General features: G+C 36.3%; 20 protein-coding genes. 7 read left to right on the forward strand and 13 right to left on the reverse strand.

Annotated elements, in window-relative coordinates; genetic code table 11:
* Positions 1 to 7 precede the first annotated feature (7 nt).
* A complete protein-coding gene (locus QZU83_RS01760; RefSeq protein ID WP_295609241.1) occupies positions 8 to 1,585 on the reverse strand; it encodes a DUF530 domain-containing protein in 1,578 nt (525 codons plus the stop codon).
* A 12-nt stretch (positions 1,586 to 1,597) separates the two neighbouring features.
* Positions 1,598 to 3,586 (reverse strand): methionine--tRNA ligase, encoded by a 1,989-nt coding sequence (metG, locus tag QZU83_RS01765; RefSeq protein WP_295609242.1) that lies wholly within the window; start codon positions 3,584 to 3,586, stop codon positions 1,598 to 1,600.
* 223 nt (positions 3,587 to 3,809) lie between these two features.
* Here metG and priL point away from each other — a divergent pair, with 223 nt between their 5' ends.
* Entirely contained in the window at positions 3,810 to 5,141 is a 1,332-nt protein-coding gene (gene priL / locus QZU83_RS01770) for a DNA primase large subunit PriL (protein WP_295609243.1), read from the forward strand.
* On the opposite strand, the gene QZU83_RS01775 is transcribed toward priL, so the two are convergent.
* On the reverse strand, positions 5,131 to 5,661 hold the full coding sequence (locus QZU83_RS01775; RefSeq protein WP_295609244.1) for a hypothetical protein: 531 nt from the start codon (positions 5,659 to 5,661) through the stop codon (positions 5,131 to 5,133). The two genes, priL and QZU83_RS01775, sit on opposite strands and share 11 nt — an antisense overlap.
* A 154-nt stretch (positions 5,662 to 5,815) precedes the next feature.
* On the opposite strand from QZU83_RS01775, the gene priS reads away from it, so the two are divergent.
* Both priS and QZU83_RS01785 read left to right on the forward strand, forming a co-directional pair.
* Positions 5,816 to 6,793: a DNA primase catalytic subunit PriS gene (gene priS, locus QZU83_RS01780; RefSeq protein WP_295609245.1), complete on the forward strand. Its 978-nt coding sequence runs from the start codon at positions 5,816 to 5,818 to the stop codon at positions 6,791 to 6,793.
* Position 6,794: 1 nt separating this feature from the next.
* The gene (locus QZU83_RS01785) at positions 6,795 to 7,052 is read left to right on the forward strand and encodes a hypothetical protein (protein ID WP_295609246.1); all 258 of its coding nucleotides are present in this window, start codon (positions 6,795 to 6,797) and stop codon (positions 7,050 to 7,052) included.
* Here QZU83_RS01785 and QZU83_RS01790 read toward each other — a convergent pair whose 3' ends face one another.
* On the reverse strand, positions 7,053 to 7,625 hold the full coding sequence (locus QZU83_RS01790; protein ID WP_295609247.1) for a thymidylate kinase: 573 nt from the start codon (positions 7,623 to 7,625) through the stop codon (positions 7,053 to 7,055).
* Between the two features lie 12 nt (positions 7,626 to 7,637).
* Complete coding sequence (gene cofH / locus QZU83_RS01795; RefSeq protein WP_295609248.1) at positions 7,638 to 8,756, reverse strand: 5-amino-6-(D-ribitylamino)uracil--L-tyrosine 4-hydroxyphenyl transferase CofH; 1,119 nt, start codon at positions 8,754 to 8,756, stop codon at positions 7,638 to 7,640.
* A 194-nt stretch (positions 8,757 to 8,950) separates the two neighbouring features.
* Between cofH and comD the strand changes: the two genes are divergently transcribed.
* Positions 8,951 to 9,442 (forward strand): sulfopyruvate decarboxylase subunit alpha, encoded by a 492-nt coding sequence (comD, locus tag QZU83_RS01800; protein ID WP_295609297.1) that lies wholly within the window; start codon positions 8,951 to 8,953, stop codon positions 9,440 to 9,442.
* 4 nt (positions 9,443 to 9,446) lie between these two features.
* On the forward strand, positions 9,447 to 9,986 hold the full coding sequence (gene comE, locus QZU83_RS01805; RefSeq protein ID WP_295609249.1) for a sulfopyruvate decarboxylase subunit beta: 540 nt from the start codon (positions 9,447 to 9,449) through the stop codon (positions 9,984 to 9,986).
* A 94-nt stretch (positions 9,987 to 10,080) separates the two neighbouring features.
* On the opposite strand, the gene hdrA is transcribed toward comE, so the two are convergent.
* From hdrA to QZU83_RS01840, 7 genes are all read right to left on the reverse strand, one after another.
* Complete coding sequence (hdrA, locus tag QZU83_RS01810; protein ID WP_295609250.1) at positions 10,081 to 12,399, reverse strand: ferredoxin:CoB-CoM heterodisulfide reductase subunit HdrA; 2,319 nt, start codon at positions 12,397 to 12,399, stop codon at positions 10,081 to 10,083.
* Between the two features lie 2 nt (positions 12,400 to 12,401).
* Positions 12,402 to 13,337, reverse strand: a complete 936-nt coding sequence (hdrB, locus tag QZU83_RS01815; protein WP_295609251.1) for a ferredoxin:CoB-CoM heterodisulfide reductase subunit HdrB — start codon at positions 13,335 to 13,337, stop codon at positions 12,402 to 12,404.
* Positions 13,321 to 13,935: a ferredoxin:CoB-CoM heterodisulfide reductase subunit HdrC gene (gene hdrC / locus QZU83_RS01820; RefSeq protein ID WP_295609252.1), complete on the reverse strand. Its 615-nt coding sequence runs from the start codon at positions 13,933 to 13,935 to the stop codon at positions 13,321 to 13,323. Before hdrC ends, hdrB begins: the two co-directional genes overlap by 17 nt.
* Positions 13,936 to 13,944: 9 nt before the next feature.
* Positions 13,945 to 15,198 carry a methanogenesis marker 16 metalloprotein gene (locus QZU83_RS01825; RefSeq protein ID WP_295609253.1) on the reverse strand — a complete coding sequence of 418 codons (1,254 nt, stop codon included), beginning with the start codon at positions 15,196 to 15,198 and terminating at the stop codon, positions 13,945 to 13,947.
* Positions 15,199 to 15,210: 12 nt separating this feature from the next.
* On the reverse strand, positions 15,211 to 15,981 hold the full coding sequence (gene comA / locus QZU83_RS01830; protein WP_295609254.1) for a phosphosulfolactate synthase: 771 nt from the start codon (positions 15,979 to 15,981) through the stop codon (positions 15,211 to 15,213).
* 135 nt (positions 15,982 to 16,116) lie between these two features.
* On the reverse strand, positions 16,117 to 16,404 hold the full coding sequence (locus QZU83_RS01835; RefSeq protein ID WP_295609255.1) for a UPF0058 family protein: 288 nt from the start codon (positions 16,402 to 16,404) through the stop codon (positions 16,117 to 16,119).
* 322 nt (positions 16,405 to 16,726) lie between these two features.
* Positions 16,727 to 17,455 (reverse strand): UPF0280 family protein, encoded by a 729-nt coding sequence (locus tag QZU83_RS01840; RefSeq protein WP_295609256.1) that lies wholly within the window; start codon positions 17,453 to 17,455, stop codon positions 16,727 to 16,729.
* Positions 17,456 to 17,501: 46 nt separating this feature from the next.
* Here QZU83_RS01840 and QZU83_RS01845 point away from each other — a divergent pair, with 46 nt between their 5' ends.
* Positions 17,502 to 18,881 carry a 2,3-diphosphoglycerate synthetase gene (locus QZU83_RS01845; RefSeq protein WP_295609257.1) on the forward strand — a complete coding sequence of 460 codons (1,380 nt, stop codon included), beginning with the start codon at positions 17,502 to 17,504 and terminating at the stop codon, positions 18,879 to 18,881.
* A gap of 267 nt (positions 18,882 to 19,148) precedes the next feature.
* Here the strand turns inward: QZU83_RS01845 and QZU83_RS01850 are convergent, their stop codons facing one another.
* Positions 19,149 to 19,409 (reverse strand): transcriptional regulator, encoded by a 261-nt coding sequence (locus tag QZU83_RS01850; RefSeq protein ID WP_295609258.1) that lies wholly within the window; start codon positions 19,407 to 19,409, stop codon positions 19,149 to 19,151.
* Positions 19,410 to 19,540: 131 nt separating this feature from the next.
* Here QZU83_RS01850 and mtxX point away from each other — a divergent pair, with 131 nt between their 5' ends.
* Positions 19,541 to 20,254, forward strand: coding sequence for a methanogenesis marker protein Mmp4/MtxX (gene mtxX, locus QZU83_RS01855; RefSeq protein ID WP_295609259.1), 714 nt, complete (start codon positions 19,541 to 19,543; stop codon positions 20,252 to 20,254).
* Positions 20,255 to 20,295 lie beyond the last annotated feature (41 nt).

Here is a 20,295-nt window from a genome sequence, read left to right on the forward strand (position 1 = left end):
ATTATCACTATTTCTTAATCAGATCAAGGAATTTTTTAGATTTGTCGCTTTTCGGATTTCTGATTTGGTCTATGTTTTTTAATTCCTTTTTGATTTTGGATTCGTTGACGTTTAATGCATTGCTTATTTCTTCCAAGCTGATTTGTGAGTTCTGGTGTATCAGTGCGGCTCCTAAAGCCACATAGTTGAACTTGATGTTTGAACTTCTGGACTGCTTATCAAACTTGAATTTTTCATAAAGCAATAAATCCATTTCGGGAATGGTTATGATTTTAATATCCGTGAATGCATTGAGGGTTTCTATAACCTTTGAATAGGTGGTTTTGAAAACTTTTCTCTGTTCACGGTCCAATTCCACCCTGATATATGGGAACGGACCTGTGATAATTCTACGGGAGTTGTTTGAGGTTGTTAGATAATATCTGAAAATATCCCACATTATCAGTGCAGAAGCTATATTTTTAAATGTATTCTTATAAATCGAATCCCTGATTTTCAAATCACGGCTTAATGATCTTTTAAGATTTCCAAACTTATCCGCATAATTCAGTTTTATGAATTCATTTTGGATTTGTGACTCCCTCCACTTTTCAATGGAATTTGAATCATATTTGTCGATAAAGTCAGGAGTCTGATTCTTATATTTTGAGATTATCTCATAATACTTGTTTAATCTTTTAAAATCAGTAAGTCTTCTTTTTAGGATGTCATCCTTAATTTCATGGATGATGGATTGTGAATACTTAACATAAGCAATAGCAAGAGCTGTCCTTGCATGCTTGTCATCAATTATGGCTGGTTTGGTTTTATGAAACCTCAGAGCTTCAATTCTGACATTCCGACCGTATTGTCTCTTTACTTCCTCCTCATAATTGCTTACATATTCAGAGCCCAGGGAAACATTCTTTCTTATTAAACGGTTATTCTTATCCCTGAATCTGATTACAAGTGAAATGGTTTTTACAATACCTTTACGTTCCTGTTTTAGAATGTTTAGAACCTGTTTGAATGATTCTCTGGCATAAGGTGAGAATTCATTCATCAAAACCATATAATTTCCTGAAAGAGGCAAAAAGGGGATTATCTCCAGTCTGAATGTAGCTTCCTTATTGATTTTGAATGTAAAGCCCTGTGATCCGCAACTGCATTTAGCTTCCCTTTGCTTATATTCATCTATGGAATATTTTTTGTAACATGAATTGCACTTTACATATCCGAATTGCTCAAGATTTCCTATTGCAATTTTATGAGAGTCAATGGCTGATTTAACCCTATCCAAGATATTTTTCTTGGAGTTTGCCTTCATTCTGAATATCTGATTGTGGCGGGAGTTTTCACCTACCTCTTCAAGTGATACGTCTGCCACAGCCTTTGTACCGTATCTGTTCAGAGATGTAAAAGGGGTTGTGTATCCCTGTGCATCCATGTCATCCTTTAAGTTTTGCAAATAGTTTAATCTGTCAACTAGCTTAAAGTAAAGACTTTTGAAATTGTCAAACTCGTCAATATCATCTAGAACAATTGAATCGTTTGCTATTTCTTTTAAGTAGTTCTCGGCTTTATTTACTAGGACAGATTCTTCCATTTTAATCTAATTTTATTGAATTCTTTCGCCGACGCTTCCATTTTCATCAGGTGAGAGCAATGCTCCTGATGCACCGGTTGCTAAAATCATACCTTCGGATAATGTTCCGAATAATTTTGCAGGCTGAAGGTTAGCTATTACACAGACTTTTCTTCCGACTAATTCTTCCGGAGAGTAGAATTTGGCAAGTCCCGCAACGATTTGTCTTGGTTTTTCTTCTCCAATGTCAACCTGTAATTTTAACAGTTTATCTGATTTTTCGATTTTTTCCGCTTCTTTTACTTCGCCTATTTTAATTACAAATTCGTCAAATTGATCTATTGTTACTAAATCAGTCATAGTTTCATCCTCATTTTCATTTAAGTTTTCTTTTAATTTAGCCTTTTGAGCTTCAATTTCCTTATCTTCAATCTTTTTGAATAAAGGTTTTGCCTTGTTGATTTCATGACCTACAGGCAACGGTATTTTAGCATCCTCCCAATTATCCAAACTGTCTATATTCATTATATCTGCGATTTTATCCGCTTTTGTTGGAAGGAACGGTTTTAATGTGTAAGCTAAGGTTTTTGCTAATTGATTGGATAAGTGTAAACAGTTAGCTGCCTTAATTTTGTCTTCTTTGATAGCTTTCCATGGTTCTGCATCGTTGAAATATTTGTTTCCTTTTTTGGCTACCTTAAATATTTCAAGCAAAGCTTCCCTGAATTCATAATTTGCTATGTATTCTCCGGCTTTGTCTGGAAGCTCCTCAATTGCAAGTCTGAATTCCTCATCTTCATCTGTAGGATTTGTATATTCGGGGATTTTGCTGTCAAACTGCTTTTTGGTAAATACAAAAGTTCTGTGCAGGAAGTTTCCGATTACATCAGCAAGCTCATCATTGTTTCTTCTCTGGAAGTCATCCCATGAAAAGTCTGAATCCTTATTTAAAGGAGCGTTGATTGTCAGATAGTATCTGAGCAAATCAGGTTCATAGTCTTTGACAAAATCAGCTATCCATATAACCCAATTTTTACTTGTTGACATCTTTTCCCCTTCAAGGGACAGGAATTCACCTGCATAAATCATATCAGGCAATTTGCAGCCGTATGCCTTGAGAAGTCCAGGCCAGAAAATTGAATGGTGGTAAATGATGTCCTTTCCGATGAAGTGAACCACATAGTCATTCCAATAGTCCTCCCATTTAATGCCAGATTGCTCAGACCATTGTGAAGCAGATGAGATGTAACCAAGGAATGCTTCAATCCAAACATATAATACTTTGCCTTTGGCTTCATCAAGAGGTACAGGAATACCCCAATCCATATCACGGGTCAAAATCCAGTCAGTCAAACCTTCGTTCAGCCAGTTTATGGCATAGTTTTTTACATTGGCAGGAAGGTTTTCATTGGTAGTGATGTATTCCTTCAGGTCATCTTCAAATTCGGACAATTTGAATGCATACTGAAATGTATCCTTGATTATTGGAGTTGTTCCACATGTAATGCAGTGAGGCTCATCAAGTTCTGTCGGATTCAATGCTTTTCCACATTTTTCACAGTGATCGCCTCTTGCTTCTGAACCGCAAACCGGACATAACCCTTCCACATATCTGTCAGGAAGGAATTTGTTACAGTTCGGACAGTACAGCTGCTGGATATCCTCTCTGTAGATAAATCCGTTATCGTATAAATCCTTAAAGAAATGTTTTGCAATCTCATAATGTTTTTCATCGGTAGTTCTTGTGAAATTGTCCAATGATATGTTCATTGATTCGACATCTTTAACAATCATATCGTGATATCTTTTTGAAATTTCAATCGGTTTTTTGTTTTCCTTATCTGCCTTTACTGCAATTGGAGTTCCATGCTCATCTGTAGCGCAAACCAGTAAAACATCATTTCCAACCATTCTGTTGTACCTGGCAAAAATATCTGCAGGCAGATATGTAGAACGGATATGGCCTAAATGACATGGTCCATTTGCATAAGGAAGTGCACATGAAATAAAAATCTTTGACATTTATCTAATCCCCTTAATTATTTTAAACATGATATAATTATGTTACTCATATATAATAAAATTAATATTTTTGACCGTGCAATTTATAGGGATTGGATATTTGAAAAAAAATTAATTTCAAAAATTTGAGAAATCAATCAAAACATCAACCATTCAAATCTAATTCAATATTGACTCTAAAAATGAGTTACTTATTTAATCTATAAAATAAAGAGTTAAAAACATGGCTGAAGTTTCATATATCAACCCGTTGTCAAACGAAGGAAGACAGATTATAAGACAATACGGGGATTTAAATCAAATATTTGATGAAGACGAATCGATGGTCGACACAATCATCCATACAACCAACCAAAGAATATCCGACGATTCAATAATCCCAAAATCCTATGCTGATTATGCCATTAAACGTATCCAATGGGCAATCGAGAAAAAGAATAATAAGAATTTCGTTCAGGCTGAATTTGAATACCTTACAAATTCAGATTTATTCACACAGGATGTTGTCGTCTTTCACATTTTATGTCAGGCAATAGCCATCCAGTTTAATTTGGGTTCACGTGAAACAAGGCTTTTTGTTGAATCCCAGGGAACACTTATTTTAGAGAGATTGGCTAAAATACCCCCAATGACCAGAGCTGAAATAATCGATGAAGTTCTTGATGAAGTAAAAGTCGACGGTTCCATCCATTGGAAGTCATTGCGTGACGTTGTCGGGTCCAAAAAGCTTAAACTTACCGATTTATTAATTGACAGGGGAGACATAATTCTTCAGCAGGAAGACTTTTTAGAAAGATTCAGTGATAATTTTAAAGACAGAAGTCCTGAGAGAATGTACGGAATACTTGTAGGTGACAGCGTTAAGGAACAAATCCTATCAAGATTAATAATGCAAAAAACCGAAGAGTACATTGCCAGAATTAAGGAAATGTCTGCAAGAATCGAAATCCATCCCGCCATCATTGAAATAGGTGAAAATCTAAAAGAGTTCATACCGGATGAAACCAGCAAATACAATCAGTATTATGCAGGAAGCGGAGGGCTGTTCGGCTCAGTTGAAGCAGGAAAATTAAACCCTGAAGCGTTTCCACCATGCATTAAAGCAACCGTTGAAGGAGTATCTTCCGGTGGACGTAATGATGCAATTGTACTGTTACTGACTTCGTTTGCTTCATACGCAAGACTATATCCTAGAATATTTGCATCAGATGAAACCGTTAAAGTATCAGACATGGATCCCGACCTGTCAATTACCGAAAATGAGATTCTACCGTTGATTTTTGATGCTGCAGACAACTGTACACCACCTTTGTTTGAAGACCAACCTCAGGAAAAAATAAACATCATATCAAAACTGGGCTTTGGAATGCACGATAAGGTCGACATCAACCATGAAGGCGAAACAAAATGGTACACTCCAATGAGCTGCGAGAAAATAAAAATCCATCTGCCTCATCTATGCCATCCTGACAAGTCATGCAAAGGCATCAACAATCCCCTATCCTGTTATAGCCGCAAAAAATTCCAGCTTGACAAGGAAGCACCTAAAGAGTAGATTCTGAAAATTTGAATGGATTGTGGTCTTCATAGATTGCATCATAATACTTGTTTAAAATCTTTGATTCCCACATGTTATAGTTGGCCCGTTCGTTTTTCTCGAAATTATAAGCCAATATTCCAATGGTACGCTCGTACTCGTCAATATCCTTATTTTCACAAAAATCAGTAATTATATCCGGAATGTATTCACAGGGGTCATCACTGCTGAATTCCAGAAATTCCTCATATTCGCTTTTGGAAAAGAAATCCTCTTCACTAACCGGCTGTTCATGAGATTCAATTGTGAATAATTCAATGTAAATTTCAGTGGCCAAATGCAGCTGATTAAAATCAACACCCAATCCATAAACATTTCCGGTTTCCAGATTTAGGACAGTGTGGCCTGTTTTAATGCCTGCCTGCCAATTGTCATAAGCCGGCTTTACAATCTCTTCGGGAGATAAACCTGATAAAACTGTTTTTAAGTGTTCGACACCAATTACTTCTACAAACTCTTCCATGCAGTTATATTTCATAATTATTAATAATAAATTTTTTTAAAAAAAAAAGAATGGGAAGAATTAATGTTGAACGCCTAAATCATTTCATTTAATAGGATTAGCCAAAGACCACAATTGCACAAAAGCACACATCAAATAAAATAAATACTTTGAAAATAAAATTATAATCATGTTTTCAAAAGCTACAATAAAAGAGCGAAGACAATATTACCGGGAGGAATGGGACCCTAAAGACTTGCCTGAATTCATCTCCAAAGAAATTAAAAAAAGAGAGTTCGGTTTTGACCATAACGGAAAAGGTCCTAACGACAGATACAAAGTCTTTAGAGGAACTGAATCTTTAAGAAAATTCCTACGATATAAGGCGCCATTTGCAGCATACATTTCAGTAGCTTTTTACAATAATCCCAGAAGAAGGGAAGACTGGCTGAAAGCCGAATATATTTTCGATGTTGATGCAAAAGACATTCCAATCAGGTCATGTCAATGCGATGGTGTATGTGAAATATGTCTTGGCGAAGCTTTGGAAATTGTTAACACACTCATTGACACTCTGGAAGGGGATTTGGGTCTTAAAAATATTCATTTGATATATTCAGGAAGAGGATATCACATAAGGATTCTTGATGAGGAGATGATGGTTGCAAACAGCGAGCTGAGGTCTGAAGTATTGAAGTATGTTGCGGGAGCGGAAGTTCCTAAATCTCAATTCATAAACTCAGAGATTTCCAATAAGAGTTTTAACTTTGAACACTTCTCAATTCCAATAGGATATTCCAAAATATTTACAGATAAGGTCAAATTCAATATCCAGCATCTGGTTGGCAATGAAAAGCTTGACGGAATCAATCCCAAGTTAATGAAGGACATTATGGCTTCAAGACATCACCTTGAACAGGACAACTGGGGACTGTTTAAAAGTGAAATCGGACCTAGGCGCTATAAAAATCTTGTTGAAGCCATGGCAAGAGTCAATCTGGCAACAATCGATGCAAAGGTAACCATTGACCTGAAAAGGATTTTAAGACTTCCTTCATCACTTCACTCAAAGGTCAGCATGAAATGTATGGAAGTTAAAAACAGAGAGACATTCGACCCATTTGACAAAGCCGTTCCAAAATTTGTCTATGAAAGAAAAGGTGTTTAAAATGGAAGATATTTTAAGTGATATTTTAAGAAAAAGTCCTCATTTTGATGAAATAAATGAAAATAGATTCGTTCCTGAGTATTTAGGTTTGATTGTGAATGGCGTTGTCGTATATCATGTAAACTGGATAGACATTGTAGAAAATGAAGTGATATTCATGCACAAGGACATCCAAACCCATCCGATTGTCTCCATCGTCCTGGATAACCTTAACTCAATGATGATCATTACCAGTGACGGAATAAAAAAAGTATTGTAATCAGTCTGTACTGAAACATTTGTCTATTATTTTTCGAGAAATCACATCAGGGGCATCATCGGCAGGAACAACATTCCAGTTATAAGTGAATTTCTGTGACCTTTCACGGTTTTCCCTAAGTGATTCAATGTTTTCAAACATTTCCGTTTCTTCATCACGTGAACTGATTCTTCTAAGTGACTCTTCAGGAGTGATATCCAAAAAGAACATGCAGTCAGATGTCGGAAGAACGAATGATACAATCTTATAGGTTATTGTATTAATAATATCCGGAAGATACATTACCGCCAGGATATACCTTGAAAAGATTACTACATCAACATCACTGTTGTAATAGTACATGTGAACTGACCTGATTGCATCAAGACCGAAATAAATTGTAGCTTTAATGTGATTTAATTTTCCTGTTTTTAAGAGAGCCTGTTTTGATTTTCTACCGAATTTATTGTCAGAACACGGATGGGAACGAATAGTAACATCCCTTCCCTTTTTTTGGTATGCTTCGGCAATCAGATTGACCTGTGTGTCCTTGCCTGAACCATCCAATCCATCAATAACAATAAATTTATTCATATCATCACTTAATCAGTCAATGGGATAAAATTCTGTGTATTTTGAATTCCTCTCTACTGGATTACGGTTCAAATCCTTAACCATCCTGGATAGGAAATCAATAGAGGCATCTACACCATCTGGTGCTCCGGATGCTTCAGACAGTTCATCTCCACCTAATGTACCGCCCAAATCATTAGCACCTGCAGTCAGTATGACCTGTGCAAACCTGAATCCCAATTTTACCCATGACACCTGGATATTAGGGATAATGTCTCTAAGCATTAGTCTTGAAACTGCATATAACTTTAAATCCTGAGTTCCTGTAGCTCCAAGATCAGAGTTACCTTCTAAAAATATTGGAGCGTATTCACGCATAAATGTCATTGGGATGAACTCTGTAAATCCTCCAGTATCCTCTTGAATTTGTCTGATAATATCAATGTGTTCCACCCTTTCCTCTAAAGTTTCAACATGACCGTACATTATTGTTGCTGAGCCAGGAATTCCGACTTCCTGAGCTGTTTTTACAATATCAATCCATTCAGCCACACTAACCTTTTGGGGACATATTATTTCCCTTGACCTGTCTGTCAATATCTCTGCAGCTGTTCCCGGCAATGTGTCAAGACCTGCATTCTTAAGTATTTCAAATCCTTCCGCAATGTCAATTCCGGAAACCCTACAGGCATCCCTGACCATTGTAGGTGAAAAACCGTGTATTGCAACATCAGGATGTGCATCCTTCAGCAAAGTCAACAGATGTACATAATAGTCAATATCAGCATCTTTAAGCACACCACCCATCAATGTGAATTCACGAGCGCCGTTAGCCACGGCACCTTCCGCCTTGGCCAGAATCTGCTCGTCATTCAAGATGTAGGCATCAGGGTCATCGGCATCCTTTCCGAATGCACAAAAACTACATCTAACAGTGCAGATATTTGTAAAATTGATATTACAGTTGTTAATGAATGTTACGTCGTCTCCAACGAGTTTGTGTCTTAAAAAATCAGCAGTTGCAAGTAAAGGGTATAGTTCTGGCCCTTTAATATTCATTAAATGATTAGCTTCCTCAACAGTGATTGATTCATCCAATGATTTTGTTAGAATCCTTTCTGTTTTAGAAGAAATGGGTAGTTTATCAAACATGATTTTATATAAGTTAAAAGTTAAATAAAAAGGTTACTATTAATTATAGTTATTTTATGAAAATATAGATTAATTAAAGTTAAATTATAATAAAATTATTCATGATATGCTGAATTAAATGATTATTTATAATTTAAATATATTTTTATACTATTTTAAATAAAATAAGTTAATATAAATAATGATGTGATATGATGGATAGTAGTGAAGCTATTTATGATGGACTTAAAGACAGCGGAATCGATTTTATTGTAAGCGTTCCCTGCGTAAACCTATCAAAATTATTGAATATGATTGATGAAGATTCAGAGATAATCCATATTCCAGTTACACGTGAAGAGGAAGGAATTGGAATATGTGCAGGAGCATATCTCGGCGGGAAAAACCCTGCAATTCTGATGCAGAATTCAGGACTTGGAAACTCAATCAATGCATTGAAATCCCTGATGGAACTGTATGAATTTCCACTTTTAATGATAATGAGCCATAGGGGAACAGAAGGCGAAAACATATGCGGACAGGTTCCTATGGGCCAGTCAACTCCAAGAATTTTGGAAGGCATGGATTTCAAATTCTTCAAACCAGGAAATCCTGAAGGAGCATATGAAGACATAATTGAAGCATGGGACTTATCCACAGAAGAGGGAAGACCTGTCAGCGTACTATTGGAGATAAAATACTGGTGATAACATGGCAAGATATGAAGCTATCGAAGATATAATGAAAAACATTGACGATGAACTAATAGTCTGCAATATCGGATTTCCATCAAGAGAATTATACGAAATTGACGACAGGGATGAAAACTTCTATATGATTGGTTCAATGGGGCTTGCCTCATCAATAGGTTTAGGACTGGCACTGGCAAGACCTGATAAGGACATAGTTGTCATTGACGGAGACGGATCACTTCTGATGAACATGGGATCACTTGTAACTATTTTTGCTGCAAACCCTTCAAATTTAACCTGGATTGTTATTGACAATGGCGCCTATGGTTCAACAGGCAATCAGGACACCTATGCACAGCTAATTGATTTGGTTGAAATTGCAAAAAGCGTCGGATTTAAAAACAGCTATGATTTTAAGGACATTGATTTAAAGGAGATAATAGCCAGCGAAGATGCAAGCTTTATCGTCTACAATACAGAATCCGGCAATTCAAAAGCACCAATCATTGATTTGACACCAATTGAAATTAAAAAAAGATTCATGAACGCCATCAAATAGCAATGGCTACATTGAATTCTATTTTTCCTTAAAAAAACCATCATCAAATCCATATTAGACTAAAAAAAAGAAAAAAATGCAAATTAGTTAAGCACTAATTTACAGTGTTCTCAGCTTCGTCCAGCTCTGCAATTTTAGCATCAAAATCATTGAATTTACGGGCAAGACCTGAGAAATAAGGGATATAAACTTTTGAGAATGTGAGTCTTTGAGAATCTTCTCCCAACTCTTCAATTCTGTCTTTAACACGCTGTATTTTACGTTCAACCTCATCATACATCAAATCACCAGGGAATTCACCGATGAACACTCCGTCAGCACCGTTATCCAGTGCATAGTGAATATGCTTTGGACTTACACGATTTACTGAAATGACTTTAATGATATGGATTGATTCCGGATATTTGAGTCTGTTAACTCCAATGTTATCAGCTGCAGTGTATCCGATGTTATCTAAAAATACAAGTATCATGCGCTCGCCCTCTTGCTTTTTAGACAATACTCCCTTGATGGTAGCCAATATCTTTTCGTCAATGTTACCGTTTACATGAATAGCCCTCTGGTTACATCCAACAAGACATTTACCGCAACCGGTACAGCTCATAGGATCTATATAGATTTCATCATTCTGAATGCTCATTGATTTGTATTTGCAACGTTTGATACATTCGCCGCAAACGGTACACTTTTTAGTATCGATTTCAGCAATGAACGGTTCTATTTCCACACCGCCATAATTATATTCGCTGACCTTTGCTGCTGCGGCTGTCGCCTGCATGATTGAATCTGTTATGTCTTTTGGGTCATGTGCCGTTCCGCAGACGAAAATTCCCTGAACATCAGTGGCAATCGGCTTGATTTTCGGATGGGATTCCTTGATAAAACCGTCTTCAGTTGTTCCGACATTCAGGATTTCAGCTATTTCCTTTGTACCTTCTGACGGTTCCATTGCAGTAGAAAGCACTACCATGTCCGCCTCGATTTCTACAAATTCCCCTTTTAGGGTATCTTCAGTCCTTACTATGAAATTGTCTCCTTTTTTGACCACTTCACCAGGACGGCCTCTCAAGAACCTCACTTCATTTTCCTGAGTGTGCTTGTAGTATTTTTCAAACATTCCAGGAGTTCTGATATCCGTATAGCATATTAAAACATCAGTATCAGGATATTTGTGCTTTATGATGTTTGCATTCTTTAGGGCTACAGTACAGCATATCTTTGAACAGTATTTATGTCCGTCCGGCTTTTCATCTCTTGAACCGACGCACTGTATCATTACAACACGTTTTGGAACTTCACCGTTTGATTTAAGGAGCTTTCCTTTTGTAGGACCGTTAACTCCTGTGATACGTCCCAGTTCTGATTGGGTTATTACATCATCATATCTTGTATAACCGTATTCAGGACGCTTGTCCATGTCAAACAGCTTATGGCCTGTCGCCACGATAATTGATCCTACCTGAAGAGGAATCCTTTCAGGCTTTCCTCTTAACTTGATTGCCTTCATGGTACATGCCTTTACACAGTTACTGCATTTAGTACAGTTGTCCATGTCAATTACATAGCTTTCAGGATAAGATTGACCGAACGGTCTGTAGATTGCTTTTCTTGTGGAGAGATTGTCATTCCAGTCATTCGGAACCTCCACTTCACATGCCTCTGCACATTTTCCGCATGCGATACACTTTTCAGTGTCAACATATCTTGGGGATTTCTCTAAAATCAGATTATATGTTCCTGCCCTTCTTTCAGCTTCAATGACCTTAGTGTTTGTTAAAACGCAAATGTTTTCATTCCAGACAAGCTCGTTTAGAATTGGATTTAATAGACACATTCCACATTCTTCAGCTATTTTTACCGGCGAGAAAACCTTACCTATTTTGGCCATATGTCCTCCGATTGATGGGGACTGCTCTATCAATGTTACCTTGATTCCCTGCTTTGCAAGTGACAGCGCAGCATTCATTCCGGCAATTCCCCCTCCAATGACAGCAACTTCGTCCGGAGTCTGGCAGTAAATCGGATCCACCGCATCGGATTGCTTTACCTTTTCAATAGATGCATTTATTAGAGTAATTGCTTTGTCAGTTGCCTTTTGCCTGTCATCGTGAACCCATGAACATTGCTCACGTATATTTGCCATATCCATCAAATAGGGATTTAGAGGTTTTACATAGTCCTGGAAAGTTTTTTCATGAGAAATCGGTGAACATGCCGCAACCACAACACGGTCAAGGTCATGGTCAAATATTGCATCACGAATTATCTTACGGCCATTTAAGGAACATAAGTTCTCAAACTGCCCAATGAATTCCACGTCAAGCTCCTGTCTGACCCTGTCCAAATCAACAATATCTGCAATATTTCCTCCGCATTCACATAAAAACACGCCAACTTTCAAATCACCCCTCATTTTTAAACCTCCTTAAACTCCTTGATTACTGAATCTATCGGCACGGTATGGGCTTTTTGTCCAATTACCTTATCCAAATCTCCTCCCATAGCAAGTGCCAAAAATTGTGTTATATTCAGGTGTATTGCCCTGAAGTTTCTTCCTTCACGTTCCCCAATCAGATGCTGATACCTGTCAAACTGAATATGGCAGTTCGGACACAAATGAACCAAAATATCAACATCCTCATCTGCTATTGCATTCATCTTATCTGCTGTAGCATTAAATGACAAATCCGGATTGGAATACCTTTGTCTGAAACCTGTTCCGCAGGTTGCCCTTTTATGGTCATACCATCCGATTGTCTCACATCCACATTCCTCAATAAGCTCGTCCATGATGTTTGGATCTCTTACGCCACCAATAGTGTCTTCATAGTGCACTTTGCAATAATGACATCCATGATGAGTAGCTATTGTATAATCACTTAAATCATATTTAATATTGTCCTTTATTTTATCTTTCTTTCCGTAAAGGATATCAACTACATGAAAAATGTTTTCTGTAGGATTCAAATCATCCTTTTCGTATTTCAAGTGAGATAGACCGTTTTCATCAAATAATCTGTTAATGTGCTCTCTTAAATCATCTTTTTTGTTTAATAATTTTACTGATTTTTTGTTGATTGCATAACAGGTTGCGCACATCATGACAATGTTCGGCCTTCCAAGTTCTTTAGCTATTTTAAAATTACGTGCACCAATAGCTGATGTGTCTATCTGGTTGAATACATCAGAATAATGCCCAAGACCTGTGCAGCATGTCTGTTTTTCTGAAATTGCATAGTCAATTCCGAGCTTATCGAAAACGAATTTTGTTGATGCCTCCACTCCGGGATATTCAACGCTTACAAGACAACTTCTAAAAAGTAAAATGTCCTTATCAGGAATGTTCTTCATTGTCTCCCTCCTGAGATGCTCTTATTTTTTCAATCTTTGCTTTAAAACCAGTTATTGTTAATATTTTACTGACCTCATCTATTACATCATCAGACGGCATTAATGGAGGGTCCAACTCCAGTTCATTTCTTATTTCATCCAGATGCTGTCTGAAGTCCCACCATCCCGGAACATCACGGTCAATGTCTGTGAAAAATATTTCAGGAATTGCTCCAATTGCTGCAGTGAAGTATGAATCTGCAAAGCCCATATATTCATAGAGCTTTTCATATCCCATTTCATTTTCGATTGCAATCTGCTTTAGAATCTGATTTACTTCACATACGCTGTTTCCGACAGGACAAACGCTGTGGCATGTGTAGCAGTAAAAACAGTTCCAGATATTATCATCCTCTAAAATTGTTTCATCACCATCCAAGACCCTTTCTATAATTTCACGGGGATTATAATCAGAGTGGCGGGCAGCAGGACATGTTGATGTACACATTCCACACTGGACGCATTTCAAAACTCCCTCATCTTTTGAGTTTTTTACATCATTAATGATTTCCACTGCAAACTCGATTGGCGAATCTGTAATCTTCTGTTGGCTGGACAAATTTACACCTCATAACTTAAACTCTTTTGATTCAATCATTTTCTTCAATTTTAAGGACAGCTTATTTCCCCTTAATCTGTCTGATTGCCTGCATATGATTGGAATGTTAACATCACTGCCGTTAATGTTCAAATCAACACTGCCTATGTCCATGTCAAATGCATCATTTTTACAGTAACTGACACACATTCCGCATCCGTAACAGTGCGCAATGTTTAATTTCTCTTTTTTGAATGCGTTTGTCGGACAGATTTCTTCAACTATACAACTATCACATTTTGAGCAGTTATCTCTATTATATTGGGGTCTTAAGTCATATTCTCCCCAAAGCTTAGCATAATTGGTTTCAGCAAGCGGCAAATGACGTCCTTTAATATCCGCTACAGGTATATCAACCATATCATCAGTTATTAAAAGATTATTATAGATTTCCTCATTTAATACAGGTATTGGAATAGCTACAGTATCATATATTTCTCCGCCCTGACCTGTCTTGAATCCTCCTATATAATATGGGTCCATTTTACACAAATCGGCAGCCAGCATAAGATTCGGTTTTTCTGCACTTGATCTTGTGCCGTCACCCAATATGTATCCCTGGGCGCCATTTATCAGAACTTTTGAACCCTCTTTTATTACGTTGTGAGGAATATCGTTTTGAAGCGGATTCAAATCTCCGCAACCTGAAAATGTCAGACCCCTTAAGTTACCTTCCAGAGGTGTTGCAGCGAATATGGAACTAACTGCTTCCTTGTTTGGATTTGTAAATGCAGTATAATTTTTAAATGCCATTCGTGCACCGATGAGCTGTCCACGGGTGATATCTTCAATGGTTATTGTGTTTTCAATTGTTTTGCCGTCGGCGCTTTCCACACGTACATCAATTTCCCTACCCTCAAGAAGGTCTTTCAGCAGGAATCCTCCACCATAGTTTTCATCATATATCGAATGTGCAGTTCCGTGAAGTATTGCATCCACTGAGCCCAGCCATTCGTTTGGACATGGCCCTGCATATGCAGGCACTCCATTCAGATAAACTTCAGATGCTCTTATGAATTCTCCAGGCTCTGACACGATGAAGTTTAGAATGGCTGCAGTTCCGCTCATTACTCCACATGTTCCTGTTGTTACAACATCAACATCTTCAAAACTTGGAGCGTTTCCTTTCTTTATCAGCTTTTTGAATTCTTCAGCAGTATAGATATTAGCTTCGCCCTTTTCAATCTTTTCATTGATTTGGGTTATAGTACGATTTTTAGTCAATTTAATCAACCTTTATATTTTTCCCAGAGTATCTCCCCTTAATCCTCTCCTTAGGGTTTCAAGAGAGGTGATGTCATCTGAGGAGACATTTCCTAAATTAACAGTATTTCCAAGTTTTAAAATGAAAAATACCTGTTGGTCCTTGTTAGGTGCTTCCCAAAGTATTTTATCGGAGTCAAAATTATCCAGAATATAGTCAATTTCATCTTCTTTTGCTTTACCTGCCTTATCAAATATTCCTATGTTTTTTCCACCTTCCCTTGCCTCTACAATAATCAATGAAGAGCCGGCATCCAATTCTTCCTGCATATATTGAATTCTCTCGTCCAATGTGAGTTCCTTATCCAGATTAGGGTCCTTTTTCCCGACTTCAGACAACACTTCAAATCCATTGTCCCTGGCAAGTTCTATGCATTCCACTTTACGCTCATGCGCAATATTTGTTGAACCGTCAGATACTTCAATGGCCGGAAAACCTAACATGTGGGCCTCATCGAAGAATTCCTCCAGTTTATCATTCATGTAAGCAAGTTCAAACAATGTTCCACCAGTATAAGGAGTGATTTCATGCGCCTTATACATTTCAACCTTGGCTTTTATTATGTCCTGTTCATGTACGATTGAGGTTCCCCAACCGAATTTCAAATAATCCACATATTCTCCGGAAATATCCATCAGGCTTTCGGCTGTTTGCAGGCCTAAACCTTTGTCTAAAACCATGGTGATTCCACATTTTCTAGGCTTTTCTTCTCTTTTTTTTGATAAAAATTCAAAAGATTTCAAAATATCACACGTGTTAATTTAATTTTATTAAATATTAATAGTAAGATATAGTATTTAAATATTATTAACACTTTGCTTTTAGGCAAAAACAATTAAAATAAAAATAAAATTTTAAAAAAAAAAAGTAATGGAAAATTAATCCACACGAAGTTCATTTTCTGATCTTGTCACCAGATCGGAAAGGGAATTGCGAACATTTTCTGGAATAGAGTTATCTTCTTTATCAGCTATTACTTGAGCGATGATTTTACACAAAACAAATATGGCGTGCTTATGTTCTGCCTTTGTCTTATGAATATGGTGTGGGCTAATTTTGAGTGTAATATATTCACTGCAATCATTGGTAATTTGGTCATCTTCTGCTAAGTATTTTAAAACGTATACTAAAAATTGATGTAATTGAATCATTTCGTCTTTGTACATATATATCCTAACCCATTTAACTAATTTCTTTTAGTTAAAAATTAACTCCAATTTTTATATACTTTAATATTATATACTAATCATATTTAAATATTGCATTAAAAAATACTTTACAATAGCAAATTAATCAAATATCTTTCAATATTTCTTAAATTAACCTTTATAGTTACTGTTAGATTTGCAAAAATTGCATGAGGCATATAGATTTACAAACATCTATTAGAATATCAAAACATTTTATTGATTATTTTAAGATATGTCCCACATTAAAATATATTTAGTAAGAACAGATACCATTTTAATTAACCATTGTTTTAATATTTCAATAACCTGAATTCGAACCTTCTATAAACTCATTTGTTTCGACAATTTTTGGAAGCCGGCCGACAGTTCCAACATGTTCACCGCAGATTATCAGTGCACCATCAAAAAATTCCCTGTAACTGTCAGCGCATTCAAGTGCTCCGGAAACCATGTCCTGGCCTGATTCGCCAACGGCAGAATTAGCTATTCTTGTTGCAAGACCGTCACACACAGATGCCGACCTGCCTATCACTGTTACGCTTTCTGCATTACCAAAGCTTATTGAATGGCCGATTTTACCTGATGAAGTGCAAATTCCAAGCGGTCTTTTGCGTTTTTTAATTTCAAATGCTATACTGTTTCCCAAAATTTCATTGTTTGAATAGATTCCACACAAAACATTCTTATCATTGACAATGGCAATATCTCCCCCGTTTTCAACAATCGAATATGATGATCCCCTTTCAATAAGATAATCAAGGGACAATTCAGAAATTGTACCTGCAACACATGCCATCGGTCCAACATCAGCATGACTCGAGGACTCATACATCCTGAAAACAATATCTGCCAAATCATCATCAGGAATTTCAAGAGGTTCAATAGCTAATGAAAACTCATCATTTTTAAAAATGTAATCTTTCAAATCACGCCTGATGTCAAAAATATATCTTTTCAAATCATGATTTGCCAAATCGGTTGTAAGCCTGATGTGGGTTTCGTCAATGTCAATGTGCGAGAAATTCATGTTTAATTATTAAACTTTTATATTAATTAAAATTATATCTATTATCATGAAAGCTCTAAACAAAATGCTCTGTTTGGTTGATGGTGAACACTACCTGCCAGTGACTCAAGAGGCAATAGATACATTAAACAACTTGGAACATATCGATATAGCGGCTGCAGTATTTATAGGAGGAACCGAAAAGCTTAGGGACGATTCAGAGGATACCTACTCTGAAAAACTTGGAGTTCCTGTTCAGTTTGCAAAGGATAAGGACATTCCATACGACATTATCGTCGACATGATTAGAAAATATGACATTGATACAGTATTTGATTTGAGTGACGAACCGATTCTTGACTATGCGAAAAGATTCAAGATTGCATGCAAAGTCCTCAACGAAGGAATTACATATGAAGGACCCGACTTTAAGTTCGAACCAACATCACAGTATGACATTATGGAAAAACCTTCAATTACCATTTTAGGAACTGGAAAACGTATCGGAAAAACCGCCGTTTCCGGCTTTGTATCCAGACTTATAGACAAGAACGGATATGAACCGTGCGTAATTGCAATGGGAAGAGGAGGGCCTGAAGAACCTGAAATCGTGCATGGTGAAAAACTAAAAATCAATGCCGAATTCCTGTTGGAACAGTCAGAAAAAGGAGTTCATGCGGCAAGCGATCACTGGGAAGATGCATTGATGAGCAGAATATTAACCATTGGCTGCAGGCGTTGTGGTGGTGGAATGGCCGGTGAAGTGTTTTTAACAAACATGAAAAAAGGTGCAAGACTTGCAAACGAAGTCGAATCAAAATTTGCAATCTTTGAAGGAAGCGGAGCGGCAATACCTCCAATTAAAACAAACAAAAAAATCGCACTTGTCGGAGCCAACCAGCCTATTGAAAACTTAACAACCTACTTCGGTCCCTACAGAGTAAGTTTGGGCGATCTTGTCATATTGACAATGTGTGAAGAACCAATGTGTTCTGATGAAAAAATTAAGGAAATAGAGGAATTTGTCAGTGAAGTCAATCCCGAGGCAACAGTCATCTCAACAGTATTTCGACCGAAACCTTTAGAAGACATTTCCGGAAAAAAGGTATTGTTTGCAACAACTGCTCCTGAAGACGTTAAGGACAAACTGGTTGAGTACTTGGAAAGCAATTATGACTGTGAAATAATCGGAACAACCGCACATTTATCCAACAGACCGCTTTTACGTGAAGACATGAAAAAATACATGGACAAGGCCGATGTAATGCTCACAGAACTTAAGGCTGCTGCGGTCGATGTTGCAACAAAAGATGCGATGGCTGCAGGCCTTGAAGTGGTTTACTGCGATAACATTCCTGTGCCTATAAATGACTCATATCCTGATTTAAAAGAGTCAGTTCTGAAATTGGTTGACAGTGCAATTGATGATTTTGACAAATCATCATAATTTTCTTTTTTTATAAAAATCAAAATATGTGAATTCAAAAAATTTTAAAAAATAATAATCAAAAAAATAAGTATTTTTAATTTTTCTATACATTCATTATAAATTAATAGTCATATTATGAACACTTTTCATAAAATAAAAATCATAAAAATAACTTAAAAAAATCATGAAAAACTGCTGAAAAATTAAAACTAAAATAAATTCCTTTTTTCAAAAATAGAAATTTTAATGAGATTTTGTTTAAAGTTTTTATAAAAAAACTGAAAATCATAAATATTTTAAAATTTCAAGACCCAAATCTGTATTTTTGTATAACCTGCCTTTACGGGCATTTTCATTCAAACATAAAACTAAACCATTTTCCTTTAAATCTTTCAAAACATTAGAAACATGGTTAGTTCTCAAGCCTATGTCATTTGCAATTGCGGAAGGAATTTTTATTCCATCACCAATACTTTTTATAATATTGGTCCTATACTCTGAGGCAATTACATAACCTAAAACTTGAAAAATCTCATCATTGTTCATAATAATAATTACATACCCTATCTTTAAAAAATGTATATATTATAATGCACCCAAATAAACATCTTTAAATACAACATAAATAATTAAAAAAAAATAAAATTTAATAAATACTACAATATAATATTAAAATAATGAAAACAATAGCAATTGGAATAGGAAAAAACAAAAATATCAAACAAGCAATTGATATTTTTACCGATGAACATAACGTAAACATAAAATTAATACAAACCGACAGTGAATTGGTTGAAGCGATTTTAGATGATGAAATCGATGCGGTAGTAAGGGGATCACTTGCAGCATCAGGAGTTATCAAGGAAGTTAAAAAACATTTCCCGGACATTTCAAGAGCAACATATGTCAATGGTGATGACCATGAATTTTTACTGACACCCGTAGGAATAGATGAAGGAACAACCGTTGAAGAAAAATTAAAAATTGCAATAAACTGCGGAGAATTTCTAAAAAAACTAAAAAAGGAACCGAAAATAGCTATTCTTGCTGACGGTAGAAAAGGAGATTACGGAAGAAGCGAACGGATCTCAAAATCCATTGATGAAAGTGAAGAGCTGACAAGACTGATTAAAGAAAAAACTGATTTTAACGTTGAAAATTATTATATCCTAATCGAACAGGCACTGAAAGAGGATTGCAATGTAATAATTGCGCCGGACGGAATAATTGGAAATATTATATTCAGAACACTGATTTTAGTTGATTCCTGGCCAAGCTGCGGCGCCATAACATTTGGAATAAACGGAATTTATATCGATACCAGCCGTGACCAAAGTGTTGAAGGCTACCTTAGAAGTCTGAAATTTGCATACAGTTTAGCCAAACTTTAAAAACATTGAGTTACATAATAGTAATTAATATAAACTTTTAA

Source organism: uncultured Methanobrevibacter sp. (assembly GCF_902771435.1).
In the GTDB taxonomy this organism is placed as follows: Archaea; Methanobacteriota; Methanobacteria; order Methanobacteriales; family Methanobacteriaceae; genus Methanocatella.

What these genes read in the sequence shown, in the direction of transcription:
- mtxX (WP_295609259.1), top strand. Translation starts at nt 19,541, where the DNA reads ATGAAAACAATAGCAATTGGAATAGGAAAAAACAAAAATATCAAACAA.
- comD (WP_295609297.1), top strand. Translation starts at nt 8,951, where the DNA reads ATGGATAGTAGTGAAGCTATTTATGATGGACTTAAAGACAGCGGAATC.
- QZU83_RS01785 (WP_295609246.1), top strand. Translation starts at nt 6,795, where the DNA reads ATGGAAGATATTTTAAGTGATATTTTAAGAAAAAGTCCTCATTTTGAT.
- priL (WP_295609243.1), top strand. Translation starts at nt 3,810, where the DNA reads ATGGCTGAAGTTTCATATATCAACCCGTTGTCAAACGAAGGAAGACAG.
- QZU83_RS01775 (WP_295609244.1), bottom strand. Translation starts at nt 5,661, where the DNA reads ATGAAATATAACTGCATGGAAGAGTTTGTAGAAGTAATTGGTGTCGAA.
- comE (WP_295609249.1), top strand. Translation starts at nt 9,447, where the DNA reads ATGGCAAGATATGAAGCTATCGAAGATATAATGAAAAACATTGACGAT.
- QZU83_RS01835 (WP_295609255.1), bottom strand. Translation starts at nt 16,404, where the DNA reads ATGTACAAAGACGAAATGATTCAATTACATCAATTTTTAGTATACGTT.
- hdrA (WP_295609250.1), bottom strand. Translation starts at nt 12,399, where the DNA reads ATGAGGGGTGATTTGAAAGTTGGCGTGTTTTTATGTGAATGCGGAGGA.
- QZU83_RS01840 (WP_295609256.1), bottom strand. Translation starts at nt 17,455, where the DNA reads ATGAATTTCTCGCACATTGACATTGACGAAACCCACATCAGGCTTACA.
- cofH (WP_295609248.1), bottom strand. Translation starts at nt 8,756, where the DNA reads ATGTTTGATAAACTACCCATTTCTTCTAAAACAGAAAGGATTCTAACA.
- QZU83_RS01760 (WP_295609241.1), bottom strand. Translation starts at nt 1,585, where the DNA reads ATGGAAGAATCTGTCCTAGTAAATAAAGCCGAGAACTACTTAAAAGAA.
- QZU83_RS01850 (WP_295609258.1), bottom strand. Translation starts at nt 19,409, where the DNA reads ATGAACAATGATGAGATTTTTCAAGTTTTAGGTTATGTAATTGCCTCA.
- hdrB (WP_295609251.1), bottom strand. Translation starts at nt 13,337, where the DNA reads ATGAAGAACATTCCTGATAAGGACATTTTACTTTTTAGAAGTTGTCTT.
- QZU83_RS01790 (WP_295609247.1), bottom strand. Translation starts at nt 7,625, where the DNA reads ATGAATAAATTTATTGTTATTGATGGATTGGATGGTTCAGGCAAGGAC.
- QZU83_RS01845 (WP_295609257.1), top strand. Translation starts at nt 17,502, where the DNA reads ATGAAAGCTCTAAACAAAATGCTCTGTTTGGTTGATGGTGAACACTAC.
- metG (WP_295609242.1), bottom strand. Translation starts at nt 3,586, where the DNA reads ATGTCAAAGATTTTTATTTCATGTGCACTTCCTTATGCAAATGGACCA.
- priS (WP_295609245.1), top strand. Translation starts at nt 5,816, where the DNA reads ATGTTTTCAAAAGCTACAATAAAAGAGCGAAGACAATATTACCGGGAG.